Consider the following 23,184-nt stretch of genomic DNA (forward strand, 5'->3'; position numbering starts at 1 on the left):
CCGGCAAATCCGCCTAGGCGCGCGGCGTGTACCGCACGATCGGCTGCGTCGAGCGCACCAGGTCCCGCATCGCCGCCAGGTCCGGGTCGAGCACCCCGAGCGCCCGCGCCTGCACCAGGATGTTGCCCAGCGCGCCGGCCTCGACCGGCCCGGCGAGCACCGGCAGGCCGCAGGCGTCCGCGGTGAGCTGGCACAACAGCGTGTTCAGCGCGCCGCCGCCGACCATGTGCACGACGTCCACCGTCACCCCGGCCAGCCGCCGCGCGTCGTCGATCGCCCGCCGGTAGGCCAGCGCGAGGGAGTCCAGGATGCAGCGGGTCATCTCCGCGGGCGTCGACGGCACCGGCTGCTGGGCCGCCCGGCACGCCGCGGCGATGCGCGCCGGCATGTCGCCCGGCGCGAGGAACGCGGGATCGGTGGCGTCCACGACGCTGCGCCCGCCGGGTGCCGCCGCGGCGCCCGCCAGCAGCCCGGCGAGGGGCAGCGACCACTCCCGCATGCACTCCTGGAGCAGCCAGAGGCCCATGACGTTGCGCAGGTACCGCACCGTCCCGTCGACCCCGATCTCGTTCGTGAAGCCGGCCTCGTAGGAGTCGCGGGTCAGCACCGGCGCGGGCAGCTCCACGCCGACCAGCGACCAGGTGCCGCAGGAGATGTACGCGAAGTTCCCCGCACCGGGCACCCCGGCCACCGCCGACGCCGTGTCGTGCGACGCGACGACGGTGACCGGGGTGCCCGGCGACACCCCGACCGAGGTCTTGATCGTGCCCGCCAGCGTCCCGGGCGCCCGCAGGGGCGGGAACAGCGCCGCGTCGACCCCCGCCAGCGACAGCAGGCCCGGCGACCATCCACTGCCGCCGCCGGCCGCGAGCAGCCCGGTCGTCGAGGCGTTCGTGAGCTCGGTGCCCGCGACGCCCGTCAGGCGGTACGACAGCAGATCCGGCACGAGCAGGAGCGTCCGCGCCGCCTCGAGCTGCTCGCTGCCCCGGGCCGCGGCCAGCTGGAAGATCGTGTTGAACGGCAGCGGGGCGATGCCGGAGGCCCGGTAGAGCGCGTAGCCGTCGAACCGGTCGGCGACCCCGTCCGTCCGCGCGTCGCGGTAGTGGACGGGCTGGCCGAGCAGGGCACCGCGCTCGTCGAGCAGGCCGTAGTCCACGGCCCACGAGTCGATGCCGACCGAGTCCAGCGGGCCGGCCGCCGCCAGCCCATCCAGCACCCCCCGGTACAACGCCTCGAAGTCCCAGCTCAGCACGCCGCCGACCCGGATCGGGTCGTTGGCGAACCGGGCCACCTCGGCGAAGGTGAGCGACGAGGACGTCACGTCCCCGACGATCACCCGGCCGTTCGAGGCCCCCAGATCGACCGCCGCGATCCTCATCGCAGGAACGCCGCCGCCACGCCCGCGTCCACCGGGATGTGCAGGCCGGTGGTGTGGGACAGCTCGCCGCCGGTCAGCACGAAGACCGCGTTGGCCACGTGCTCGGGCAGGACCTCCCGCTTGAGGATCGTGCGCTGGGCGTAGAAGGCGCCCAGCTCCGCCTCGGGCACACCGTAGACGGCGGCCCGCTGAGCGCCCCATCCGGAGGCGAAGATGCCGGAGCCCCGGACCACGCCGTCGGGGTTGACGCCGTTGACGCGGATGCCGTGCTCCCCCAGCTCCGCCGCCAGCAGCCGCACCTGGTGCGCCTGGTCGGCCTTCGTCGCACCGTAGGCCACGTTGTTCGGCCCCGCGAAGACCGCGTTCTTGCTGGCGATGTAGACGATGTCGCCGCCGAGCCCCTGCCGGACCATGGCCCGGGCCGCCTCCCGCGCGACGAGGAACGAGCCGCGCGCCATCACGTCGTGCTGCCGGTCCCAGTCGGCCGCGGTGGTCTCCAGCAGCGGCTTGGACACCGAGAGCCCGGCGTTGTTCACGACGAGGTCGACGCCGCCGAACGCGAGCACGGCCGCGTCCAGCGCCGCGCGGACGGCGTCCTCGTCGGTGACGTCGACCGTCACCGGCACCGCCACGTCGGCCCCGCCGATCTCGTCCGCCACGGCCGCCGCGGCGGCAGCGTCGCGGTCGGCCACGACGACGCACGCGCCCTCGGCCGCCAGGCGCAGGGCGATGGCCCGCCCGATGCCGGAGCCGCCGCCGGTGACCAGCGCGATCCGGGTCGCGAGCGGCTTGGGCTTCGGCATGCGCTGGAGCTTGGCCTCCTCGAGGGCCCAGTACTCGATCCGGAACTTCTCCGCCTCGTCGATCGGCGCATAGGTCGACACGGACTCGGCCCCGCGCATCACGTTGATCGCGTTGACGTAGAACTCGCCCGCGACCCGCGCCGTCTGCTTGTTGGCGCCGAAGGAGAACATGCCCACGCCCGGCACGAGCACGATCGCCGGGTCCGCGCCGCGCATGGCCGGCGAGTCCGGGGTCGCGTTGCGCTCGTAGTAGGCGGCGTAGTCGGCCCGGTACGCCGCGTGCAGCTCGCGGATGCGCTCCTCGCTGCCGCCGCCCGGCTCCAGGACCATCGGGCGCACCTTGGTCCGCAGGAAGTGGTCGGGGCACGAGGTCCCGAGCGCCGCGAGCCGGGGCATCTGCGCCGATCCCACGAAGTCCAGCACCACGTCGTCGTCCCGGAAGTGGCCGACCTGCCGCCGGTCGGTCGACGCGAGCCCGCGCAGCAGCGGCATGAGCTCGGCCGCGACGGCACGGCGCTCGTCCGGGTCCAGCGCGGGGTGCACCGGCTCGCCGAACGGCGCCGGCCGGCCCCGCGCGGCGAGGAACGCGGTGGCGGTCGCGATGATGTCCAGCGAGTTGCGCTCGCACTCCTCGGATGTGCTGCCCCATGCCGTGATCCCATGACCGCCCAGGATCACGCCGATCGCCTGCGGGTTGGCGCGTTGCACGGCGGCGATGTCGAGGCCGAGCTGGAAGCCGGGCCGGCGCCACGGCACCCACAGCACGCGGTCGCCGAAGCACTCCTTGGTCAGCGCCGGGCCATCGAGCGCCGTCGCCAGGGCGATCCCGGCGTCGGGGTGCAGGTGGTCGACGTGCGGGGCCTCGACCAGGCCGTGCATCGCGGTGTCGATCGACGGGGCCGCGCCGCCGCGGCCGTGCAGGCAGTAGTCGAACGCGGCGACCATCTCGTCCTCGCGCTCGACGCCCGGGTAGACGCCCACGAGCGAACGGAGGCGGTCCAGGCGCAACACCGCGAGCCCGGAGGAGGTCAGCGTGCCCAGATCGCCGCCCGATCCCTTGACCCACAACAGGTCCACGGGGCCGCCGGTCACCGGGTCCGTGCCGGACCCCTTGGCCGACGTGTTGCCACCGGCGTAGTTGGTGTTGCGCGGGTCGGCGCCCAGCCGGTTCGACCGGGCGATCAGCTCGTCCGCACTCACGCGCCCCACCCAGCCTGGTTGCCGCCCACACGCTCCGCCATGATCTTCTCCAGGTAGCCGGAGCGCTTGTACGCCCCGATCGGGTCGGGGTCGAGCCCCATGTCCTCACGCACCGAGCGCAGCAGCGGCCGCACGTCGGAGTTGTACGCGTCCATCAGCACCTCGTTCGCGCCGAGCACGTCACCGGCGTCCTGCGCCGCCTTCAGCGCCGCGTGGTCGACGAGCAGCGCCTTCGCCGTCGCCTCCTGCACGTTGAGCACCGAGCGGATGACCGCCTGGATCTTCGGCTCGATGTTGTGGCACTGGTCGAGCATGAACGCGATGCCCTTGTACGCGCCCTTGTCGCTCAGCGCGTCGGCGAGCACGATCTCGTGCATGATGCGGAACAGCTGGAACGGGTCCGCCGCGCCGACCATGAGGTCGTCGTCGGCGTAGAAGCGGGAGTTGAAGTCGAAGCCGCCGAGCTTGCCGGCCCGCAGCAGCATCGCCACGATGAACTCGATGTTCGTGCCCGGCGCGTGGTGGCCGGTGTCGATGACGACCTGGGCGCGCTCGCCGAGGGCCGTGCAGTGCAGGTAGGCGGTGCCCCAGTCCGGCACGTCGGTCATGTAGAACGCCGGCTCGAACAGCTTGTACTCCAGCAGCATCCGCTGGTGCTTCCCGAGCCGCGCGTAGGTCTCCGCGAGCGCGTCGGCGAGCCGGTCCTGCCGGGTGCGCACGTCGTCCTGCCCCGGGTAGTTGGTGCCGTCGGAGAACCACAGCTTCAGGTCCCGCGACCCGGTGCGGTCCATCACGTCGACGCACTCCAGCAGGTGCCCGATCGCCTTGCGCCGCACGCCGGCGTCGGGGTTGGTGACGCTGCCCAGCTTGTAGTCGTTGTCCTGGAACACGTTGGCGTTGATGGTGCCGACCCGCACACCGAGGTCAGAGGCGTGCCGGGCCAGGTCCGCGTAGTCGTCGACGAGGTCCCACGGGATGTGCAGCGCGACGCTCGGCGCGACGCCGGTGAAGCGCTGGACCTGGGCGGCGTCGGCGAGCTTCTCGTAGGGGTCGCGGGGCACGCCCTCCTGCGCGAACACCTTGAAGCGGGTGCCCGAGTTGCCGTATGCCCAGGACGCCGTCTCGATCCGCTGATCGCGCAGCCGCGCCGCGACACGCGCCCGCGTCTCCGGGGCGAGATCGGTCATTGCAATGCTCCAAGCTGGTGCTCCAGGTTGAACACCTCGTCGAGGACGACCAAGCGCCGCCCGTGGATGAAGAACTCCGCCATCTGCGCCTCCCAGCGCGCGGACACCTCGGTGGCGTCCATGGCGGCCTGCGCGGCGGCGAGGTCGTCGGCGAGCAATGTGCCGACGAGCAGTCCGTCGTCGCGCAGGAAGAGCTGGTACTCGTGCCAGCCGGCGCCGCGCAGCGCGACGAGCATCTCCGGCCAGACGTGGGCGTGCCGGCGCCGGTACTCCTCCAGCAATTCGGGCTTGACCTGCAGGGTGAAGCAGTACCGGCGCACGGCGACGCTCCTCGGGGCACGGACGGGACTAGAAGTTGAACTGGTCGATGTTGTCGGACTTGAAGGTGTACGGGTCGCCGAGCAGGACGACGCCGTCCTTGCCGACGGTGAACTCGCCGAGCTTGCCGGCGGTGAACTTGTCGCCCTCCTTGCCCTTGATCAGGCCGGAGGCGAGCGCGGCGCCGGCGTAGGCGGCCAGGTAGCCGAGGTCGGCCGGGTTCCACAGGGCGAAGGCCTTGACGGTGCCGTCCTTGACGTACGCCTTCATCTGGTTCGGCGTGCCGAGCCCGGTCAGCTGGACCTTGCCCTTGTACGACGAGCCGCTCAGGTAGCGGCCGGCGGCGGCGATGCCCACGGTGGTCGGCGAGATGATGCCCTTGAGGTTGGGGTGCTTGGCCAGCAGGCCCTGGGCCTCCTGGAACGACTTCTGGTCGTCGTCGTCGCCGTAGACGGTGTCGACGAGCTTGAGCTTGCTGTACTCCGGCTTCGCCAGCTCGGTCTTCATCTGCTCGATCCAGGCGTTCTGGTTGGTCGCGTTCGCCGTGGCCGAGAGGATCGCGATCTCGCCGCCGTCGGCGCCGATCGCGTCCGAGATGAGCTTGACCTGGATCTTCGCGATGCCCTCGCTGCTGGCCTGGTTGATGAACAGGTCGCGGCACTCGGGCTTGGTGTCGGAGTCGTAGGTGACGACCTTGGCGCCGTTCTGCCGCGCGTCCTTGAGCGCCCCGCAGATGGCGTCCTTGTCGTTGGCCGACACGGCGATCACGTTCGCGCCCTGCTGCGACAGCGTGTTGATGTAGCTGACCTGGGCCGACGGGCTCGCCTCGGACGGGCCGGTCTCGCTGTACGTGCCCTTGAACTCCTCGACGGCGACCTTGCCGCCCTTGTTGTCGGAGGTGTCGAAGTACGGGTTGTTGACCTGCTTGGGCAGGAACGCGACCTTCAGCCCGCTCTTGATGGTGCCGGAGCCGCCGGCGCCCCCGCTGCTGTCGGCGGACGTCGAGGAGCCGGAGTCTTCGGCGCAGGCCGACATGCTGAACGCGAGGGCGGTCGCGACCACGGCCGCGATGAGCTTGCCTCGTCTCATGTGAATCCTTTCAACTGGCGGGCGGGACTTACCTGGGGGTGTTCAGCGAACCTTCAGGCGGGCCGGCGGCGGCGCAGACGTTCCCGCGCCATGGCGACGGCGTTCGGTCCGACGACCGAGGCGATGAGCAGCGACCCGGTGACGATGGTGAGCGTGTTCTCGGGCACCGAGGCCAGCTGCAGCGCGTTGCGCAGCACGCAGATGAGCACGACGGCGCCGAGCACACCGAGCAGGCCGCCGCGCCCGCCGAAGATGGACACCCCGCCGAGGAGCACGGCCGCGACCACGGCGAGCTCCAGGCCGTTGGCGTTGTCCGCGCGGGCGCTGGCGAAGCGGAAGGTCCAGAAGACGCCGGCCAGGGCCGACATGGTGCTCGTGGTGACGAACAGCCAGAACTTGGTGCGCCCGACGGCGACCCCGGCGAAGCGGGCGGCCTCGGCGTTGTTGCCCATCGCGTAGAGGCCGCGGCCGATCGGCGTGGCGTGCAGCACCACGGCGAAGAGCACGGCGAGGACCGCCACGACGATGATGAACCAGGGGATGGTCAGGCCGGGGATCGCCCTCGTCGAGCCGCTGGTCCACGAGTCCGGGTAGTCGGAGATCGCCCGGTCGCCGAGCACGACGTAGGCGAGCCCCCGGTACAGGGCCAGCGTGCCGATCGTGACCGCGAGCGAGGGCAGCCCGAAGACCGTGACGAACAGGCCGTTGACCGCCCCCAGCACGGCGCCGAGGAGCAGGCTCAGCACCACGAGCACGGGCAGCGAGGTCACCCCGTGGGCCCACAGGTCGCCCATCACGGCGCAGGTCAGGCCCATGACGCTGGCCACGGACAGGTCGATCTCGCCGGTGATGATGACCAGCGTCAGCGGCAGGGCCACGATCGCGATCGGGATGACCTCGAGCGTCACGAACCGCCAGAAGCGCGGGCTCGCCACGCCCTCGATCGTGCTCGCGCCGATGACGACGACCAGCGCGAGGGCGAGCAGGACGATCAGGTCCCAGGAGCCCAGCCTGCGGATGACCTTCACTGGTGTACCCCTCGCTGCAGACTCTTGGTGACGCGCACCGACAGCGCCCGGTCCAGCCCGATCGCGGCCAGGATCAGCGCGCCGACGGCGGCCTTCTGCCAGAACGGGGTGACGCCGAGCACCGGCAGGGCGCTGCCGATGGTGGTGAGCAGCATGGCGCCCAGGGCCGCGCCGTAGACGGATCCGCTGCCGCCGAAGATCGCGACCCCGCCGACGACGACCGCGGCCACGACGTTGAGCTCCTGGCCGAGCCCGGCGTTGGCGTCGAGGGTGCCGAAGCGGGCCACGTACAGGGTTCCGGCGAGCCCGGCGAGCGCGCCGCAGGTGACGAACGCGAAGAAGACCCGCCGCCCGACCGCGATGCCGGACAGCCGGGCCGCGGCGGGATCGGAGCCGATGGCGTAGAGCTCGCGGCCGCTGCGGTACGAGCGCAGACAGAAGCCGGCGGCGAGCACGACGACGAGGGCGAAGAGCGTCAGCAGCGGTACCCCCAGGATCGTGCGCGTCCCCATGTGCAGGAACGCGGCCGGGATGTCCGCGGCGTTGATCTGCTTGCCGGTCGCCCATCGGTAATCGATGCCGCGGAAGACGTACAGCGTGCCGAGCGTGACCACGAGCGCCGGCACCCGGGCGGCGGCGATGAGGGCGCCGTTGACCGCGCCGCACACCGCGCCGAGCGCCGCGCCCGCCACCAGCACCACCGGGATCGGCAGGCCGGGGTGGTTCAGGAAGAGCGTGCCGGTCAGGAACGCCGACAGGCCGAGGACCGAGCCGACCGACAGGTCGACGTTGCGCGTGATGACGACGATCGCCTGCCCGGTGGCCAGGATCGCCAGGATCGTGGCGCCGAGCAGCAGGTCCTTGACGCTCTGGTGGGACAGGAAGCGCGGGTTGGTGATCGCCGTGATGCCGATGAGCAGCACCAGCGCGACGACGATGCCGAGCTCCCGGACGAGGAAGACGCGGTGGGTGAGCCGGGTGGCCCGGGCGGTGCGCGGCGGGGCCGGGGTGTCGACGACGGTCATCGCTCCCCCTGCCCGGTGGCGGCCAGCATCACGGACTCCTCGTCGGCTCGGGTGCGGGGGATGTCGGCGGCGAGCCGCCCTTCGTGCATCACGAGGACCCGGTCGGCCATGCCCAGCACCTCGGGCAGTTCGCTGGAGACCATGAGGACCGCGACACCCTCGCCGGCCAGCCGGGTCAGCAGCCGGTGGACCTCGGCCTTGGTGCCGACGTCGATGCCGCGGGTGGGCTCGTCGACGATGAGCACCCGCGGCCGGGTGGCCAGCCACTTGGCCAGCACCACCTTCTGCTGGTTGCCGCCGGAGAGCGTGGAGACCGGGTCGCCGAGCCGGCCCGCCTTCACCTGCAGGCGCCCGGCCCAGTCCTGGGCGGAGCGCCGCTCGGCCCCGCCGAGGAGCAGCCCGAGGCGGGACAGCGACCAGCGCCGCGGCAGGGTGGCGTTGCGCTCGACGGACAGCTCCATCACCAGGCCCTGCTGGCGGCGGTCCTCGGGCACGAGGGCGAGGCCGGCCCCGATCGCCGCGGACGCACTGCCCGCGCGCAGGCGCCGGCCGTCGACCAGCACCTCGCCCGAGTCGTAGCGGTCGACGCCGAAGACGGCCCGGATGACCTCGGAGCGTCCGGCCCCGACGAGCCCGGCCAGGGCGACGATCTCGCCGCTGTGCACGGTGAAGCTGACGTCGTGGAAGGCGCCCTGCCGGTTGAGGCCGCGCACCTCCAGCCGCGCCTCCCCGATCGCCGCCTCCTCCTTGGGGAACAGCTTGCCGACCTCGCGGCCGACCATGCGGCGCACGACGTCGGCGACCGTGAGCTCGTCGGCCGGGTCGGTGGAGACCCACTGCCCGTCGCGCATGACGGTGATGCGCTGGCACAGCGCGAACACCTCGTCGAAGCGGTGCGAGATGAACAGGACCGCGGCCCCGGCGTCGCGCAGCGAGCGGGCCACGGCGAAGAGCCGCTCGACCTCGACGCCGGACAGCGCCGCGGTCGGCTCGTCCATGACCAGCACCCGGGCGTCGAAGGAGAGCGCCTTGGCGATCTCGACCAGCTGCTGGTCGGCGATCGACAGGCCGCGGGCCGGGCGGTCGGGGTCCATCTGCACCCCGAGGCGGGTGAACAGCTCGGTCGCGCGGCGGCGCATCTCGGCGGTGTCGATGCGGCGGCCGGACTTCAGCGGCTGGCGGCCCATGAAGATGTTCTCGGCCACCGAGAGGTCCGGGAACAGCGTCGGCTCCTGGTAGATGACCGCGATGCCGGCCGCGCGGGCGTCGGCGGGCTTGGCGAGCACCAGCGGCTCGCCGTCGAGGCTCAGCGTTCCGGCGTCGGGCGCGTGCGCCCCGGCCAGGATCTTGACCAGTGTGGACTTGCCGGCGCCGTTCTCGCCGACGAGCGCGTGGGCCTCGCCGGCGCGCAGGTCCAGGCGCACGTCGCGCAGCGCCGCGACGGCACCGAAGGACTTGCTGACGCCCTCGAGTACGAGCACGCGGGCCCCCTTTCGGAAGGGTCCTTGTGAAACGTTTCATAGACTGGCTAGAGTGACGGTAGAAGCCGAGCCCTGACGCCGTCAAGGGTTTCGATCGCGTTACCGATTTGATACACCGGACGCGGCACACGCAGCGCGCCACATGCTGAATACGTTTCAGGAGATCGATGACCACCACAACCGGCATCAAAGAGGTCGCACGGCGGGCGGGCGTCTCCATCGGTACCGTCAGCAACGTCCTCAACCGCCCCGAGCTCGTCGCCACGACCACCCGCCAGCGCGTGCTCGACGCGATCGCCGAGCTCGGCTACGTGCGCAACGACTCGGCGCGGCAGCTGCGGGCCGGGCAGAGCCGGCAGATCGCGCTGGTGGTGCTCGACGTGACCAACCCCTTCTTCACCGACGTCGTGCGCGGTGCGGAGGCGGCCGCCGAGGACCGCGGCGTGATGGTCGTGGTGTGCAACAGCGGCGAGGACGCCCACCGCGAGCAACGCCACCTCGAGCTGCTCGAGGAGCAGCGGGTGCGCGGGGTGCTCATCACGCCGGTGGACGAGGGGCCGAACTCCCGCCTCGAGCAGCTCATCCAGCGCGGCACCCCGGTCGTGCTCGTGGACCGCGGCTCGGGCCGGCACAGCCGCTGCTCCGTCGCCGTCGACGACATCCTGGGCGGCCGGCTCGCCGGGGAGCACCTCGTCGAGCAGGGGCACCGGCGCATCGCCTTCGTCGGCGGCCCCATGTCGATCGCCCAGGTCCAGGACCGCCGGGCCGGCATCGCCGAGGCCGTCGAGGGCCGGGCGGAGCTGGTCGTCGTGCCGACGCCGAACCTCACGGTCGCGGCCGGCCGGGCCGCCGCCACCCAGATCGCCTCCGGCCCGGACGGTGCGCGCCCGACCGCCGTGTTCTGCGCCAACGACCTGCTCGCCCTCGGGGTGCTGCAGGAGATGACCCAGCGCGGCCTGCGGGTGCCGCAGGACGTGGCGATCGTCGGCTACGACGACATCGAGTTCGCCGCGGCCGCCGCGGTGCCGTTAAGCTCGGTCCGGCAACCCCGCGAACAGCTCGGCCGCACGGCGGCCGCCCTGCTGCTCGAGGAGATCGAGGACGACGGCCGGCACGAGCACCGGCACGTGGTCTTCCAGCCGGAGCTGATCGTCCGCGAGTCGAGCGGCCGCCCGCGCGGCCGCCGGAAGGGCCGGTGACCGTGCGCGTAGCACTGTTCGTCACGTGCCTGGCCGACGCGATGTTCCCGCAGGTCGGCAAGGCCACCGTGACGCTGCTGGAGCGGCTCGGGCACGAGGTGGTGTTCCCCGAGGCCCAGACGTGCTGCGGGCAGATGCACGTGAACACCGGCTACCAGCGCCAGGCCGTCAAGCTGGTCGAGCACCACATGCGCACGTTCGAGCCCTACGACGCGATCGTGGCGCCCTCGGGCTCCTGCGTGGGTTCGGTACGCCACCAGCACGCCGCGGTCGCCCAGCGCGCCGGCAAGCGCCAGCTCGCGGCCCGGGCCGGCGAGGTCGCCGAGCGCACCTACGAGCTGTCCGAGTTCCTGGTCGACGTGCTCGGCGTGACGGACGTCGGCGCCCGCTACCCGCACCGGGTCACCTACCACCCGACCTGCCACTCGCTGCGCATGCTGCGCGTCGGGGACCGGCCGCTGCGGCTGCTGCGCGAGGTCGAGGGCATCGACCTGGTCGAGCTGCCCGACGCCGAGCAGTGCTGCGGCTTCGGCGGCACCTTCGCGCTCAAGAACGCCGACACCTCGGCCGCGATGCTCGCCGACAAGCTGCGCAACGTGCTGTCCACCGACCCCGACGTCGTCTCCGCCGGGGACTCGTCCTGCCTGATGCACATCGGCGGCGGGCTCTCGCGGTTGTCGGTGCGGGCCCGACCGGTACACCTGGCGGAAATTCTGGCGTCGACATGAACACGTTCTTGGGAATGCCGACCGTGGCCCCGCGCGGGGTCGGGCAGCTGCGCGGCGACGAGCCCTTCCCCGCGGCGGCGCGCACGGCGCTGGGCAACGAGCAGCTGCGGCGCAACCTCGGCCACGCGACCCGCACCATCCGGGCCAAGCGGGCGGCGGTCGTCGCCGAGGTGCCGGACTGGGAGGAGCTGCGCCGCGCCGGCGAGGCGCTGAAGGCCGCGACCATGGCCCGCCTGCCCGACCTGCTCGTCCAGCTCGAGGAACAGGTCACGGCGCGCGGCGGGCACGTGCACTGGGCCCGCGACGCCAACGAGGCCAACGCCATCGTCGCGGACCTCGTCCGCCGGGCCGGCGCCGACGAGGTCGTCAAGGTCAAGTCGATGGCGACCCAGGAGATCGGGCTCAACGAGGCCCTCGAGGCGCAGGGCATCGCCGCGTGGGAGACCGACCTGGCCGAGCTCATCGTCCAGCTCGGCCACGACAGGCCCTCGCACATCCTGGTGCCGGCGATCCACCGCAACCGCACCGAGATCCGCGACATCTTCCTGCGCGAGATGCCGGGCGCGCCGGCCGGCCTCACCGACGAGCCGCGCCAGCTCGCCATGGCCGCCCGGGAGCACCTGCGGCGCAAGTTCCTCACCGCGCGCGTCGCCGTGTCCGGGGCCAACTTCGCCGTGGCCGAGACCGGGACGCTCGCCGTGGTCGAGTCCGAGGGCAACGGCCGGATGTGCCTGACCCTGCCGCGGACGCTCATCACCGTCATGGGCATCGAGAAGCTCGTGCCCACGTGGACCGATCTCGAGGTGTTCCTGCAGCTGCTGCCGCGCTCCTCGACCGGGGAGCGGATGAACCCGTACACCTCGCTGTGGACCGGCGTCACCCCCGGCGACGGCCCCCAGGACTTCCATCTGGTGCTGCTGGACAACGGGCGCACCGCGGTGCTCGCCGACGAGGTGGGCCGCTCGGCGCTGCACTGCATCCGCTGCAGCGCCTGCCTCAACGTGTGCCCGGTCTACGAGCGCACGGGCGGTCACGCGTACGGCTCCGTGTACCCCGGCCCGATCGGCGCGGTGCTGAGCCCGCAGCTCACCGGGGTCGAGGACAACGCCTCGCTGCCCTACGCGTCCAGCCTCTGCGGCGCCTGCTTCGACGCCTGCCCGGTGCGCATCGACATCCCGTCGCTGCTCGTGCACCTGCGGGCCCGGCACGTCGAGGAGCACCGCGGCCCGTCGGCCGAGGCGGTCTCGATGGCCGCGATGTCGTGGGTGATGGCGCGGCCGGGCCGCTTCCGCGGCGGCGAGCGGCTCATGCGCCTCGGCCGGCTGCTCGGGCGGAAACGGGACCGGATCGGCGCCCTGCCACCGCCGCTGTCGGCGTGGACGGCGAGCCGCGACCTGCCCCGCCCGCCGGCCCAGACCTTCCGCGAATGGTGGCGCACCCGCAATGGCTGACGACCCGCGCTCCGTGGTGCTGGCCCGCATCCGCGCCGCGCTCGGCTCCTCCCCCGCCGTGCCCGCGGTCCCGCGCGACTACCGCCCGGCCGACCCGTCCCGCCGCGGCGACCTGGACCTGCTGATCGACCGGCTCGAGGACTACAAGGCGACCGTCGTGCCCACGACCGCCGCCGCGCTCGAGTCCGACCTGGCCGCGGCGCTGGACGGCGTGGGCCCGCTGATCGTGCCGCCGGGCCTGCCGTTCCCGGTGCCCGGCTCGACCGTGGACGACGGCTCGCGCTCGGCCGCGGAGCTGGACGCCTTCGCGGGCGTGGTCACCTGCTGCGCGGCGGCGGTGGCGGAGACGGGGACGATCGCGCTGGACGGCTCGCCGGACCAGGGCCGCCGCGCGATCAGCCTGGTGCCGGACCGGCACTTCTGCGTGGTGCGGGCCGATCAGGTCGTGCAGAGCGTCCCCGACCTGCTGACGCGGCTGACCCCGACCCGCCCGCTGACGCTGATCAGCGGCCCCTCGGCGACGAGCGACATCGAGCTCGACCGCGTCGAGGGCGTCCACGGCCCGCGCACCCTCGTCGTGCTCCTCGTGCGCTGACTCGACCGCGTCCAGGGCGTCCACGGCCCGCGCACCCTCGTGGTGCCGCTCGTGCGCTGACTCGACCGCGTCGAGGCGTCCACGGCCCCAGCACCCTCGTCGTGCCGCTCGTGCGCTGATCCGGCGCGTCAGCGGGTGCGGGCCGGGCGCCCCGGGCGGCCCAGGTCGTGCAGGAGGGCGTCGAGGGTCTCGTCGTCGGCCCAGCCGTTGACCGCGAGGGTGCCGTCGGCGCCGACGGTGATCTCCAGCCGGTCCGGGGTCGCGGCCACGGCGGACGGGGGGATACGGTCGCCGCGGTGGACGTACTCCTGGTTCGTCGAGCCGGCCCACGGGCGGTCGCGGTCGACCAGGGCGGCGACGTAGGGGCCGGCGATGAGCAGGTCCGTCGCGTCCAGAAGGGCCGCCACGTCCCCGCGGCCGTCGTGCACCGCCCGGTTCAGCTGGGCCGTCGTGTAGCCCGAGAACGTCAGGACCGAGCGGCCCGCGGCCCGCACGCCCGCCGCGATCACGGCGAGCGGGGCGGCGTGGTCGAACGGCTCGCCGCCGAGCAGGGTCAGGCCCTCCGTGCCCGCGGCGAGGACCCGGGTGAGGACCTGCGCCGTCGGGGTCGGGGTGCCGCCGCGGAAGGTCCACAGGTGCGGGTTGAAGCAGCCGGCGCAGTGGATGGTGCAGCCCTGCACCCACAGGGCCGTACGCTCCCCCGGCCCCTCGGCCGTCGTGCGCTCCACGAGCCGGGCCAGCGCGAGGGTGCCGGCGTCGACGGCCGGGCGGGGCTCAGAAGTCGAGGACACGGCCCGGGCCCTGCTGGTGCGGTGCCTGGGGGCGCGGGGTGCAGGTGAGCCCGGCGCGGATGCGGGCGAACTCGTGCGGCGCGAGGGCCGCGGCCGTCGCGAACTCCTCGACGGTCCGGAAGCCGCCCCGGGCCTCGCGATCCGCCACGACCCGCTCGGCGCGCCCGAGGTCGAGGCCGGCCGCCTGGGCGAGCTGGGCCGCCGTCGCCGCGTTGACGTCCAGGGCCGGCGCGGCGACGGGCGGAGCCGAGAAGGCCGGCGCCGCGGCGGGGGGAGCCGCAAAGGCCGGCGCCGCCGCAGGGGCGGGGGGAGCCGCGAAGACCGGGGGTGGGGCCAGCGGCCCGGGCTGCGCCTGCGGCTGGGGGGCCTCGAACCAGGGGCGGTTCGCGGCGCGCCAGCGCAGCCAGGAGCCGTTCAGGATCAGGGCGTGGACGATGCCGGCGAACCACAGGGCGAAGTAGGCCACGGCGAGCGCGGTGCTCAGCTGAGAATCCTCGCCCAGGCGGTTGATGGCGACCAGGGCGGACCAGGGCAGCACGAGGTAGGCCACCCCGATCCCCCACCAGGCCGGGCGCCGGGCGGTGATGCCGATGTAGAGGAAGCCGGTGCCGCTCAGGCAGCCCAGGCCGAGGACGACGAGCAGGACCCACCAGCTGTTGCGCAGCCGCCACCCGAAACTAGTGGGCATCGTGCTGCTCCTGCCTGGTCGTCTGCACCGCCGCCTCGCGGGTGTACTCGCTGTGCACCGTCTGAGCCATCAGCAGATCCTCGAGCACGGCGATGTAGTCCAGGCACGTGGAGCCGCTCATGCCCAGCGTCTCGGCGGTGACCGTACCGTCCTGCGCGACCGTCACGACGATCCGCTTCATCCGGCCCGCTCCACGGCGAAGACCAGGCGCACGGCCCGGTCCGGGGTCACCGAGCGCGACTCCAGGCGCAGGCCCGCCGCCGGGGCGCGATGGGTCAGGCGCTCGAGCACCGCGGCCTGGACCTGCCGGCCGTAGGCCGCGTCGACCGCCCGCACGATGTCCACCGCCCGCGGCTCGTCGACGTCGCCGGTGAAGTGCGCGGACCAGACCTGCCGCTCGTCGCGGACGAAGCGGGCCCGCACGCCCGCCCAGTCCGCGACGAGCCCGTCCCCGTCGGGCGTCACCGCCGCCCGGGTGTCCCGCAGGGCGGCCGCGAGCAGGCCCTCGTCGCGCATCCGGGTCCGCACCTCGCACACGGTCGTGTCCTTGCCCTTCGTGAGCCCGGCGTGGGCCGCGGCGGCGGCGATCGCCAGCGGCAGGAGAATCAGCGAAACGCTCATCGTCAGACCTCGATCGTTCGTCCGTGCGTGCCCAGCACGGGCATGGGTGCGGTCGGCGGCTCCTCGCCGGCGTCCCAGTCCTCGGCGGCCGTCGCCGCCACGGCGCGGGTGCGGGCCCATTCCCGGATCGCGTCGAGCTTCTCGGACTGGGTGACGCTCAGCGGTACCGTGGCCGCCGTCGCCCGCAGCAGGTCGTCCCGGTGCAGGGGGCGCCGCTCGGAGAACGCGTCGAAGAGCGCCGCGACGACCGCCTGCTCGATCTCGGCGCCGGAGTAGCCGGTCGACAGCGTGCACAGCTCGCGCAGCAGGGCGTCGTCGACGTGCAGCGCACCCTGGACCGCGGGCCGGGTCAGCCGCCGGCGCAGGTGCAGGGCCCAGATGGAGGCGCGCTCGGCCCGGCTGGGCAGGTCCACGAAGAAGATCTCGTCGAAGCGGCCCTTGCGCAGCAGCTCCGGCGGGAGGCGCTCGATGTCGTTGGCGGTCGCGATGACGAACACCGAGCCCGTCTTCTCCTGCATCCAGGTCAGGAACGTGCCGAAGACCCGGTTGGTGGTGCCGCCGTCGTTGGACGCGCTCGCCGCGAAGCCCTTCTCGATCTCGTCGACCCACAGCACGCACGGGGCGCTGGCCTCGGCGGTGCGCAGCGCGGCCCGCATGTTCTGCTCGCTGGAGCCGATCAGGCCGGAGAAGACGCGGCCGATGTCCAGCCGCAGCAGCGGCAGCCCCCAGGCGGCGGCGACGGCCTTGGCGGTCAGCGACTTGCCGCAGCCGGGCACGCCGGTGATGAGCACGCCCTTCGGGGCCGGCAGCCCGTATTCGGCGGCGGCCGCCAGCCAGGTGTTGTCCCGCTTGGCCAGCCAGCGCTTGAGGTTCTCCAGCCCGCCGACCTGGTCGAGGCGCACCCCGGCCTCGACGTATTCGAGCACCCCGGCCTTGCGTACCGCCTGCCGCTTCTCCTCGTGCACCACGTCGAGGTCGTGCAGGTCGAGCACGCCGTCGTTGACCATCGCGCGGGCGAACGCGTTCTCGGCCTCGTTGAGCGTGAGCCCGGTCGCGGCCTTGGCGAAGCGCTCGCGGCCGACGGGGTCGAGCTCGATGCGGATCCGCCCGCCGGCGGCGTTGCCCGCGATCATCGCCTCGAGCACGCCGCGGATCTCGTCCTCGGTCGGCAGCGGGAAGTCGACGATCGTGATGTCCTTCTCCAGGTCCGGCGGGATCCGCAGGACGGGCGCGACGATGACGAGCGTCCGGGGCACCGCGCCGGCCTTGAACGCCGCGGCGATGTCCCGCAGCCGGCGCACCACGCTCGGCAGCACCGGCACGTCCCCGCCGAGGGAGTTGTGCAGGTCGCGGAACACGAACAGGCCGGGCTGCTGGATGCGCAGCGCCGCGTCGAGGGCGTTGTCGGGCTCGGTGGTGTACTGCGTGGCGACCCCGTCCGGCTGCAGCAGCCCGCTCGTCGCCGACCAGGTCCACACCGGCCGCGGGGTGCGCACGAGCGCGGCGTCACCGGCGACGGTGGCGAGCTCGGTGAGCACGCGGTGCTCCTCGTACGACTCGACGTACAGGACCGGGAACCTGGCCTTCAACAGCTGCGCCAGGCTGTGGCGGAAACCGGTCACTGGGCTGTCCTCTCCTTACGTTCGGCACTTCGCAACGACCCTAACCGCGGCGGGGAGATCAGAAGAGTCCGCTGGTTGCCGCCAGACCTGTCAGAAACGCGCCACCGGCCAGCACGGTCATCACCCAGGCCTGGAGCCGCAGACTGCGCCGGAACCCGGCCCGCTCCGCCGGCAGCGCGAACACCCGGGCCGGCCAGTGCCGCCAGCTGACGTTCGCGAAGACGACGGCGGCGATGACGTACACCGGCAGCAGGTACGACAGGTGGGCCGGCACCGCGGTGACCATCAGCCCGGCGATCAGCGGCACCACCTTCCACCGGTTCCCGTGCGCCATGACGAGCAGAAAATCCTCGTAGTCGTCGTCCCGCCCGGCGAAGAAGCGCTCGGCCTTGGGCTGCACCACGAGCAGGCTGTAGCCCATCGCCCCCGCCCACGCGGCGGCCAGGGCGAGGTGCACGGTCGTGAAGAGCGCGATCACGCCCCTATTCTGCTGGGCGGTAGGCCCAGTGCCACGGTTCGCGCGGGGTCGTCTCGGCGAATCCGAAGCGCCCCGCGTTCTGCCGCATCCACGCCTGAGCCTTGTCGTCGAGGTCGAGGTCGACGGCCATGCCCCAGCCGTGGTCACTGGTCCCCGGCTTGGCGGCGAGCCCGCCCTGCGAGTAGAGACCCTTACGCTTGGCGAGATCGACCTGCTCGGCGAGGGGCCGGTACGAGTCGGTGATGCCGATCGTCACCCCCTGCTGACGAGCCGCGCGCATGAGCATGTCGAGGCTCGTCGCGGCCGGCCCCCAGAGCCGATGCCCGGCGCCGCCGACCTGCTGCAGGGCATGCTCGGGGATCTTGCCGTTGCCGTACTTCGCCAGCTCGACCGGCACCCCCTGCGGCGTCCGCGCGGTGCGCAGCGTCGCGTCCAGGGTCTGCTGGAACGACTCGGCCCCGGCCGCGGCGGGCGTGGCCGGCGGGCGGAAGGCGGCGATCTGGGAGCGGATCTCCGCCATGCGGGTCGCGATCCCGGCTACTCCTGTGACCTCCACATCGCAACCATCGGCCACCCGAACCGCAACCTTTACGGGTTTGACTCCGGCAAGTCGACCGCCCCGCACGGCCGGCACTTTCCCAACGGCGAGCACGACCGGTGCGCGTTGCTCGAAGCCGGCAATCGGGTTCGGCCCGCATGGAGGCCCACGGACGGTGCGATCTCGGCCCGGTGCAGTGGAATAGCGCTGCGGCGACGGAACGATCCACACGCGTCAGGCCAGACGAGCCGAGCCCAGCAAATGCCCATCGTGGTCCGCGACCTGGATCGAGTCCACGTTCGCCAGCTGGATCGAGCTCGCCCCCGTCACCCGCGCCTGCGCCGTCTGAGTCCGCCCCCAGCACGCCGCCTGCTCCGACTGCCCGCCGCGCCCGAGGACCTGCATCGTGAAGGGCCCCTCGCCCGGCAGCCCCGCGAGCTCCAGGGACACCGACACCCCCCACTGCCGCGGGCTCAGCGTCGCCCGCCCCGACAGCCCGCTGCCCGCCGCGGCCTCGAACTCCACGATGGTGCCCGGGTTCGCCGAGGCGCTCGGCGCCGCGCCGGCCTGCGGTGGCGGGGACGAGGACTCCGGGCGGTTCACGGCCAGCAGGCCGACGAGCACCGCCAGCACGAGGCAGGCGGCGGCGAGGGCCACGACCGGCAGGCGCCGCGGCCGGGCCCGGCGCAGGAAGGCGTCGAGGCCGGCGCGGGAGGGCGGCTCGAGCGGTGCGCCGGGGCCGTTCGGGAGGCGTTGCAGCAGCTCCGGTACGGCGGCCAGGCGCCCTACCTCGCCGCGGCACTCGGCGCACGTGCTCAGGTGGGCGTCGACGGTGTCCTGGTCGGTGTCGGCGAGGCCGCCCAGGACGTAGGCCCCGAGCAGCCGGCGCACCGCGTCGTGGCCGGCGGTCACCGTAATACCCCCATCTCCTCGAACACCGCCCGAAGCGCCCGGACCGCGTAGTAGGCGCGCGACTTGACGGTACCCTCCGGTACCGAGAGGCGTTTCGCCGTGTCGGCGACCGTGCGGCCGTCGTAGTACACCGACCGGATCACCTCGCGGTGCTCGACGGAGAGGCGGTCGAGGGCGGCGGTGATCAGCCACCCCTCGACGAGCTCGTCGACGTTGCCGGGGTCCGCGACGGCCGCCACCGCGTCGGGGTCGGAGACGAGCTTGGGCCGGCGCTGCTCGGCGCGCCAGTTGTTGCTGACCACGTTGCGCGCGATGGTGAGCAGGTAGGCCCGCGTGGTGTCCCGGCTGACGTCGATGCGCTCGATGTGCTTCCAGGCCCGCAGGAGGGTGTCCTGCACGAGGTCCTCGGCGCGGTGGCGGTCCCGCTCGTACCGCGAGACGAAGGCGAGCAGCACACCGTAGTGCTCGGTGTACAGCGCGGTCATGAGCTCTTCGTCGCGCGTCACGCGCAGCCCCTCTCGACGGCCTCCCTGTCGACCTCTACCCCACCAGACGGTTCAGGGTTCAACCAACTCGGGAACTTTCCGCGCCCGTCGAGCGGCTAGGGTTCGGGCGTGAATCCGTACTTCGTCTGGGAGCCGCACGACGGCGGCCCGTCGTGGCGGCCGTTCCCGCAGCTGCTGTCCCCGGACGTGGCGGCCTCGCGGGTGGCGGCGTCGCGGGCGGCGCTCGCGGGGATGTTCGGGCTGGAGGTCTCCGCGCTGCCGGAGCGGGTGGTCGCGTCGGTGTTGCTGCTGGGGTACGCGTCGAGGCTCGTCTCGCCGCCCCTCGCCCGGGCGCTCGACTCGGGTTCGATCCCGGCCGTGACGCCGGAGGATCTCTGGTGGCGGGAGGTGCCGGGCGGGCCGCTGCCCATGGCGGTCTCGGGCTCGGGGTCCCGGCCGGCGGGCGAGTTCTTCGACGTGGTCGTGCTCGGGCTGGTCGAGCCGCTCGTGTCCGTGTTCGGGGAGCGGTTCCGGCTCTCGCCTCACGTGCTCTGGGGCAACGTGGCCTCGGCGCTCGGCGGGGCCGCGGGGCAGCTCTCCGCCGGCGCCTGGCCGATCGTCGCCGGGCTGCTGGAGCGGGCGCCGCTGCGGGGCATGGCCGACGTGCGGGGCGGCCGGGTGCAGCGGCGCAACTGCTGCCTCTACTACCGCGTCCCCGGCGGCGGCACCTGCGGGGACTGCGTACTCAACCTGCGCTAGCGGCAGGGGAAGCCGCCGGAGAAGCCGAGAGCCGAGCGCGCTAGTGGCAGGGGAAGCCGAGGAAGTGGCGGCCGTCGTGCACGAACTCGTGCACGTGGCTGTCGCTGCCGAAGATCGACACGGCGCCCTGGTCGATGCCGATGAAGTAGTACAGCAGCAGGGCGAGCAGCGCGGTGCCGCCGAGCCAGACCAGCGAGCGGGAGACGGGCAGGACCAGCGGGGTGGTCGCCGCCTGGGACAACTCGGCTCCGGACATCGTGCTCATAAAAGGACACTAAGGCGGGCCGGTCCTTACGTCAATCGGACCGGCCCGGCCTCACTCACACATGCACGCCCGGCGGGATGACGCCGAAGACGAGAGCGGTCGAGCCCGACCCCTTGTGGTTGATGAACCCGCCGGCGAGCACGGAGGCGCCGGTGGTCGGGAACTGGGCCAGGTTCGCGAGGATCTCGAGGCTGATCCGGTGGCGCCGGTACACCAGCAGCGAGGCGAGGTACTCGGGGTCGGTGCCGAGGTCGGGGCCGAACGTGTCGATGCCGGTGCCCCCGTTGCGGCCGATGCGGCCGGTGTCGATGAACCACTGGATCGTCTCGGGCGCGAAGCCGGGCTGGTGCAGCACGCCGTCGCGGTCGAGGTTCGGGAAGGCCGGGGTGCCCCATTTGTACTCCCAGCCGGTCCACATGATGATCATGGATTCGGCGGGAATGCGGCCGTGCCGCTTCTCCCACTGTTTGACGTCGTCGATCGTCAATGCGTAGTCGGCGTTGCGGGCACATTTGTCGCGCACGTCGATCTTCACCGCGGGCAGGAACAGGTCGTTCGGGTCGAGGTCGTCGGCGAGGGGCTCACCGGCGTTGAAGTGGCCCGGGGCGCCCCAGTGGGTGCCGGTCGCCTCGCCCTCGCGGACGTACTGCAGGTAATAGCCCTCGTTCTCGATCGTCGCGATCGTCTCGAGCGTGAACGCGGGGTCACCTGGGTAGATGTTGGTCTTGGCCGGGTCGTTGACGTGGGACAGGCTGATGAGCCGGGTCTTGCCCGGGCGTAAGGCGTCGGTGTCGGCGGCGTCCGCGGTGCCGGCGAGCCCGGCGGCGCCCGCGACGGCCCCTCCGGCCGCGGCGGCGAGCAGGTGTCGTCTCTGCATAGGCGTCAATCTACGTGGGTGCGGTCCTGCCCACCGCGGAGGCCGGGATTTCTGACGGGAGCAACGGTCGCGCCCACGACGGACCTGAGTCATGCATGTTCCGGGACTTTCGACTCGGACTTCTCCCAACCGGGTCGCTTAGGGTGATCTTTGGGCGGTTGGCGGGAACCGGTCGCCCGCCGCGTGCGACTAAGGAAACGAACGCAACCGCACACCGCAGGAGGTTGGCCGCGTGTCGAAACGGCAGCGTGACTCGCGCGAGTATGCGCGGCGCATGCGCATGATCCAGGAGCGGTCCACCGCCCGGCGCGCGCGGATGCGGATCGCGTACTCCGCGATCGGGGCCGTGCTGCTGGTCTTCGTGGTGATGGGGCTGGTCAAGCTCGGCACCGGGGGCGGCGGCGCGCAGGCGCCGAGCGCCCTGCCCACCGGCGCCTCGGCCGAGGCGGTCATCAGCGGGGTGACCTCGGTGCCGGCCGCGACCCTCGACACCGTGGCCGCGGGCGAGAAGCCGGCCCTGCCGACCGCGCTGACGGGGCAGCCCGCGCTCACCGACGGCGGCAAGCCGCTGGTGCTCTACGTCGGCGCCGAGTACTGCCCGTTCTGCGCGGCCCAGCGCTGGCCCGTGGTCATCGCGCTGTCGCGGTTCGGCACGTTCAGCGGGCTGACGCTCACGACGTCCGCGGCCGACGACGCGTACCCCAACACGCCGACGCTGTCGTTCCACGGCGCCACGTACACCAGTCAGTATCTGGCGTTCCAGGGCGTCGAGACGACCACGAACAAGCGGGTCGGCGGGCAGTACGCGCCGCTGGACCAGCTCACCCCCGCGCAGCAGCAGGTGCTCGCCAAGTACAACGCGCCGCCCTACGTGTCCCAGGACTCGGCCGGGGCGATCCCGTTCATGGACTTCGCGAACAAGGCCATCCAGGCCGGCGCCTCCTACAGCCCGCAGCTACTGGCGAACCACACGCACCAGCAGGTGCTCGACGCGATCAAGGACCCGAACAGCCAGGTCGGCCGGGCGATCGACGGCAGCGCCAACGCCATGACCGCCCTGCTGTGCAAGATCACCGGGAACCAGCCCGCGGACGTGTGCTCCAGCGCGGCCGTGCGCGCCTACCAGGGGGAGTTCGCGAATGTCGGCCAGTGAGATCGAGCTCGACCGCAGCCTGGTCCAGCCGTGGGTGCCGCTCACGTCGCTGGTGCTCGCGATCGCCGGGCTCGGGATCTCGGTGTACCTCACGATCGAGCACTTCACCGCGTCCACCACGCTCGCCTGCCCGGACACCGGCGCGCTGAACTGCCTGAAGGTCACCACGTCCGAGCAGTCGGCCGTGTTCGGCATCCCCGTGGCCGTGCTCGGCCTCGTCTACTTCGTCGCGATGCTCGCGCTCGCGCCGGGCCCGCTGTGGCGCTCGTCGATGCCCGCGATCCGGATGGGCCGGCTGGCGCTCGCCGCGATCGGCGTGCTCTTCGTGTTCTACCTGGTGTTCGCGGAGCTGTTCACGCTGCACGCGATCTGCCTGTGGTGCACCGGGGTGCACGTGCTCGCGGTGGCGCTGTTCGCGGTGACGGCCGTCGGGACCGCCTACGCCGACCCGTCCGATCTGTAGGAACTTTCGGGGGGCGTGCGCCGACTAACCGCGGTACACGTCTGCTGAGA

The 23,184-nt window shown here is 72.7% G+C and carries 26 protein-coding genes; 7 read left to right on the forward strand and 19 right to left on the reverse strand.

Annotated features, from left to right (window positions below; translation table 11 throughout):
* Positions 1 to 13 precede the first annotated feature (13 nt).
* From ACQP1P_RS37870 to ACQP1P_RS37905, 8 genes are read right to left on the reverse strand one after another with little or no spacing between them, the layout of a single operon-like run.
* The gene (locus ACQP1P_RS37870; RefSeq protein WP_433078630.1) at positions 14 to 1,378 is read right to left on the reverse strand and encodes a rhamnulokinase; all 1,365 of its coding nucleotides are present in this window, start codon (positions 1,376 to 1,378) and stop codon (positions 14 to 16) included.
* Positions 1,375 to 3,381: a bifunctional aldolase/short-chain dehydrogenase gene (locus tag ACQP1P_RS37875; protein ID WP_433078631.1), complete on the reverse strand. Its 2,007-nt coding sequence runs from the start codon at positions 3,379 to 3,381 to the stop codon at positions 1,375 to 1,377. Before ACQP1P_RS37875 ends, ACQP1P_RS37870 begins: the two co-directional genes overlap by 4 nt.
* Positions 3,378 to 4,568, reverse strand: coding sequence for an L-rhamnose isomerase (gene rhaI / locus ACQP1P_RS37880; RefSeq protein ID WP_433078633.1), 1,191 nt, complete (start codon positions 4,566 to 4,568; stop codon positions 3,378 to 3,380). The genes ACQP1P_RS37875 and rhaI overlap by 4 nt, the downstream gene beginning before the upstream one ends.
* Positions 4,565 to 4,888 carry an L-rhamnose mutarotase gene (locus ACQP1P_RS37885; RefSeq protein ID WP_350617348.1) on the reverse strand — a complete coding sequence of 108 codons (324 nt, stop codon included), beginning with the start codon at positions 4,886 to 4,888 and terminating at the stop codon, positions 4,565 to 4,567. Before ACQP1P_RS37885 ends, rhaI begins: the two co-directional genes overlap by 4 nt.
* Before the next feature lie 28 nt (positions 4,889 to 4,916).
* Positions 4,917 to 5,975, reverse strand: coding sequence for a rhamnose ABC transporter substrate-binding protein (gene rhaS, locus ACQP1P_RS37890; protein WP_433078635.1), 1,059 nt, complete (start codon positions 5,973 to 5,975; stop codon positions 4,917 to 4,919).
* Between the two features lie 53 nt (positions 5,976 to 6,028).
* The gene (locus ACQP1P_RS37895; protein WP_433078637.1) at positions 6,029 to 7,003 is read right to left on the reverse strand and encodes an ABC transporter permease; all 975 of its coding nucleotides are present in this window, start codon (positions 7,001 to 7,003) and stop codon (positions 6,029 to 6,031) included.
* Positions 7,000 to 8,028, reverse strand: a complete 1,029-nt coding sequence (locus ACQP1P_RS37900) for an ABC transporter permease (RefSeq protein WP_433078639.1) — start codon at positions 8,026 to 8,028, stop codon at positions 7,000 to 7,002. Before ACQP1P_RS37900 ends, ACQP1P_RS37895 begins: the two co-directional genes overlap by 4 nt.
* Positions 8,025 to 9,509, reverse strand: coding sequence for a sugar ABC transporter ATP-binding protein (locus ACQP1P_RS37905; RefSeq protein ID WP_433078641.1), 1,485 nt, complete (start codon positions 9,507 to 9,509; stop codon positions 8,025 to 8,027). The genes ACQP1P_RS37900 and ACQP1P_RS37905 overlap by 4 nt, the downstream gene beginning before the upstream one ends.
* Positions 9,510 to 9,676: 167 nt before the next feature.
* On the opposite strand from ACQP1P_RS37905, the gene ACQP1P_RS37910 reads away from it, so the two are divergent.
* The 4 genes from ACQP1P_RS37910 to ACQP1P_RS37925 are packed head-to-tail and all read left to right on the forward strand — an operon-like array spanning position 9,677 to position 13,482.
* Positions 9,677 to 10,708 (forward strand): LacI family DNA-binding transcriptional regulator, encoded by a 1,032-nt coding sequence (locus ACQP1P_RS37910; protein WP_433078643.1) that lies wholly within the window; start codon positions 9,677 to 9,679, stop codon positions 10,706 to 10,708.
* A 2-nt stretch (positions 10,709 to 10,710) separates the two neighbouring features.
* Positions 10,711 to 11,436 carry a (Fe-S)-binding protein gene (locus ACQP1P_RS37915; RefSeq protein ID WP_433090275.1) on the forward strand — a complete coding sequence of 242 codons (726 nt, stop codon included), beginning with the start codon at positions 10,711 to 10,713 and terminating at the stop codon, positions 11,434 to 11,436.
* Complete coding sequence (locus tag ACQP1P_RS37920; protein ID WP_433078645.1) at positions 11,433 to 12,887, forward strand: LutB/LldF family L-lactate oxidation iron-sulfur protein; 1,455 nt, start codon at positions 11,433 to 11,435, stop codon at positions 12,885 to 12,887. The genes ACQP1P_RS37915 and ACQP1P_RS37920 overlap by 4 nt, the downstream gene beginning before the upstream one ends.
* The gene (locus tag ACQP1P_RS37925) at positions 12,880 to 13,482 is read left to right on the forward strand and encodes a LutC/YkgG family protein (RefSeq protein WP_433078647.1); all 603 of its coding nucleotides are present in this window, start codon (positions 12,880 to 12,882) and stop codon (positions 13,480 to 13,482) included. The genes ACQP1P_RS37920 and ACQP1P_RS37925 overlap by 8 nt, the downstream gene beginning before the upstream one ends.
* A 128-nt stretch (positions 13,483 to 13,610) precedes the next feature.
* On the opposite strand, the gene ACQP1P_RS37930 is transcribed toward ACQP1P_RS37925, so the two are convergent.
* The 9 genes from ACQP1P_RS37930 to ACQP1P_RS37970 all read right to left on the reverse strand — a co-directional run bounded on the left by ACQP1P_RS37930 (position 13,611) and on the right by ACQP1P_RS37970 (position 19,617).
* Positions 13,611 to 14,273 carry a 4Fe-4S single cluster domain-containing protein gene (locus tag ACQP1P_RS37930; protein WP_433078649.1) on the reverse strand — a complete coding sequence of 221 codons (663 nt, stop codon included), beginning with the start codon at positions 14,271 to 14,273 and terminating at the stop codon, positions 13,611 to 13,613.
* The gene (locus tag ACQP1P_RS37935) at positions 14,257 to 14,961 is read right to left on the reverse strand and encodes a helix-hairpin-helix domain-containing protein (protein ID WP_433078651.1); all 705 of its coding nucleotides are present in this window, start codon (positions 14,959 to 14,961) and stop codon (positions 14,257 to 14,259) included. The genes ACQP1P_RS37930 and ACQP1P_RS37935 overlap by 17 nt, the downstream gene beginning before the upstream one ends.
* A complete protein-coding gene (locus ACQP1P_RS37940) occupies positions 14,951 to 15,142 on the reverse strand; it encodes a DUF2997 domain-containing protein (protein ID WP_433078653.1) in 192 nt (63 codons plus the stop codon). Before ACQP1P_RS37940 ends, ACQP1P_RS37935 begins: the two co-directional genes overlap by 11 nt.
* Positions 15,139 to 15,582, reverse strand: coding sequence for a hypothetical protein (locus tag ACQP1P_RS37945; RefSeq protein ID WP_433078655.1), 444 nt, complete (start codon positions 15,580 to 15,582; stop codon positions 15,139 to 15,141). Before ACQP1P_RS37945 ends, ACQP1P_RS37940 begins: the two co-directional genes overlap by 4 nt.
* Before the next feature lie 2 nt (positions 15,583 to 15,584).
* Positions 15,585 to 17,204: an AAA family ATPase gene (locus ACQP1P_RS37950; RefSeq protein ID WP_433078657.1), complete on the reverse strand. Its 1,620-nt coding sequence runs from the start codon at positions 17,202 to 17,204 to the stop codon at positions 15,585 to 15,587.
* A 58-nt stretch (positions 17,205 to 17,262) separates the two neighbouring features.
* Positions 17,263 to 17,682, reverse strand: coding sequence for a hypothetical protein (locus ACQP1P_RS37955; protein ID WP_433078659.1), 420 nt, complete (start codon positions 17,680 to 17,682; stop codon positions 17,263 to 17,265).
* Between the two features lie 4 nt (positions 17,683 to 17,686).
* A complete protein-coding gene (locus tag ACQP1P_RS37960) occupies positions 17,687 to 18,238 on the reverse strand; it encodes a M15 family metallopeptidase (protein WP_433078661.1) in 552 nt (183 codons plus the stop codon).
* Between the two features lie 216 nt (positions 18,239 to 18,454).
* The gene (locus ACQP1P_RS37965; RefSeq protein WP_433078663.1) at positions 18,455 to 19,132 is read right to left on the reverse strand and encodes a zf-HC2 domain-containing protein; all 678 of its coding nucleotides are present in this window, start codon (positions 19,130 to 19,132) and stop codon (positions 18,455 to 18,457) included.
* Positions 19,129 to 19,617 carry a sigma-70 family RNA polymerase sigma factor gene (locus ACQP1P_RS37970; RefSeq protein ID WP_433078665.1) on the reverse strand — a complete coding sequence of 163 codons (489 nt, stop codon included), beginning with the start codon at positions 19,615 to 19,617 and terminating at the stop codon, positions 19,129 to 19,131. Before ACQP1P_RS37970 ends, ACQP1P_RS37965 begins: the two co-directional genes overlap by 4 nt.
* A 129-nt stretch (positions 19,618 to 19,746) precedes the next feature.
* On the opposite strand from ACQP1P_RS37970, the gene ACQP1P_RS37975 reads away from it, so the two are divergent.
* On the forward strand, positions 19,747 to 20,376 hold the full coding sequence (locus ACQP1P_RS37975; protein ID WP_433078667.1) for a (2Fe-2S)-binding protein: 630 nt from the start codon (positions 19,747 to 19,749) through the stop codon (positions 20,374 to 20,376).
* Positions 20,377 to 20,416: 40 nt separating this feature from the next.
* Here ACQP1P_RS37975 and ACQP1P_RS37980 read toward each other — a convergent pair whose 3' ends face one another.
* Both ACQP1P_RS37980 and ACQP1P_RS37985 read right to left on the reverse strand, forming a co-directional pair.
* A complete protein-coding gene (locus tag ACQP1P_RS37980; protein WP_433078669.1) occupies positions 20,417 to 20,641 on the reverse strand; it encodes a CbtB domain-containing protein in 225 nt (74 codons plus the stop codon).
* Positions 20,642 to 20,696: 55 nt separating this feature from the next.
* A complete protein-coding gene (locus ACQP1P_RS37985) occupies positions 20,697 to 21,518 on the reverse strand; it encodes a cyclase family protein (RefSeq protein ID WP_433078671.1) in 822 nt (273 codons plus the stop codon).
* Between the two features lie 274 nt (positions 21,519 to 21,792).
* Here ACQP1P_RS37985 and ACQP1P_RS37990 point away from each other — a divergent pair, with 274 nt between their 5' ends.
* Together ACQP1P_RS37990 and ACQP1P_RS37995 are read left to right on the forward strand one after the other, a co-directional pair.
* Positions 21,793 to 22,671: a DUF929 family protein gene (locus ACQP1P_RS37990; protein WP_433078673.1), complete on the forward strand. Its 879-nt coding sequence runs from the start codon at positions 21,793 to 21,795 to the stop codon at positions 22,669 to 22,671.
* Positions 22,658 to 23,134, forward strand: a complete 477-nt coding sequence (locus tag ACQP1P_RS37995) for a vitamin K epoxide reductase family protein (protein ID WP_433078675.1) — start codon at positions 22,658 to 22,660, stop codon at positions 23,132 to 23,134. Before ACQP1P_RS37990 ends, ACQP1P_RS37995 begins: the two co-directional genes overlap by 14 nt.
* Positions 23,135 to 23,184: the final 50 nt, after the last annotated feature.

It is taken from the genome of Dactylosporangium sp. CA-052675 (genome assembly GCF_050947935.1).
GTDB lineage: Bacteria > Actinomycetota > Actinomycetes > Mycobacteriales > Micromonosporaceae > Dactylosporangium.

Excerpts from the sequence above, each read along its gene's own strand:
- ACQP1P_RS37870 (WP_433078630.1), bottom strand. The coding sequence starts at position 1,378 with ATGAGGATCGCGGCGGTCGATCTGGGGGCCTCGAACGGCCGGGTGATC.
- rhaI (WP_433078633.1), bottom strand. The coding sequence starts at position 4,568 with ATGACCGATCTCGCCCCGGAGACGCGGGCGCGTGTCGCGGCGCGGCTG.
- rhaS (WP_433078635.1), bottom strand. The coding sequence starts at position 5,975 with ATGAGACGAGGCAAGCTCATCGCGGCCGTGGTCGCGACCGCCCTCGCG.
- ACQP1P_RS37900 (WP_433078639.1), bottom strand. The coding sequence starts at position 8,028 with ATGACCGTCGTCGACACCCCGGCCCCGCCGCGCACCGCCCGGGCCACC.
- ACQP1P_RS37910 (WP_433078643.1), top strand. The coding sequence starts at position 9,677 with ATGACCACCACAACCGGCATCAAAGAGGTCGCACGGCGGGCGGGCGTC.
- ACQP1P_RS37920 (WP_433078645.1), top strand. The coding sequence starts at position 11,433 with ATGAACACGTTCTTGGGAATGCCGACCGTGGCCCCGCGCGGGGTCGGG.
- ACQP1P_RS37925 (WP_433078647.1), top strand. The coding sequence starts at position 12,880 with ATGGCTGACGACCCGCGCTCCGTGGTGCTGGCCCGCATCCGCGCCGCG.
- ACQP1P_RS37935 (WP_433078651.1), bottom strand. The coding sequence starts at position 14,961 with ATGCCCACTAGTTTCGGGTGGCGGCTGCGCAACAGCTGGTGGGTCCTG.
- ACQP1P_RS37940 (WP_433078653.1), bottom strand. The coding sequence starts at position 15,142 with ATGAAGCGGATCGTCGTGACGGTCGCGCAGGACGGTACGGTCACCGCC.
- ACQP1P_RS37945 (WP_433078655.1), bottom strand. The coding sequence starts at position 15,582 with ATGAGCGTTTCGCTGATTCTCCTGCCGCTGGCGATCGCCGCCGCCGCG.
- ACQP1P_RS37970 (WP_433078665.1), bottom strand. The coding sequence starts at position 19,617 with ATGACCGCGCTGTACACCGAGCACTACGGTGTGCTGCTCGCCTTCGTC.
- ACQP1P_RS37980 (WP_433078669.1), bottom strand. The coding sequence starts at position 20,641 with ATGAGCACGATGTCCGGAGCCGAGTTGTCCCAGGCGGCGACCACCCCG.
- ACQP1P_RS37985 (WP_433078671.1), bottom strand. The coding sequence starts at position 21,518 with ATGCAGAGACGACACCTGCTCGCCGCCGCGGCCGGAGGGGCCGTCGCG.
- ACQP1P_RS37990 (WP_433078673.1), top strand. The coding sequence starts at position 21,793 with ATGCGCATGATCCAGGAGCGGTCCACCGCCCGGCGCGCGCGGATGCGG.
- ACQP1P_RS37995 (WP_433078675.1), top strand. The coding sequence starts at position 22,658 with ATGTCGGCCAGTGAGATCGAGCTCGACCGCAGCCTGGTCCAGCCGTGG.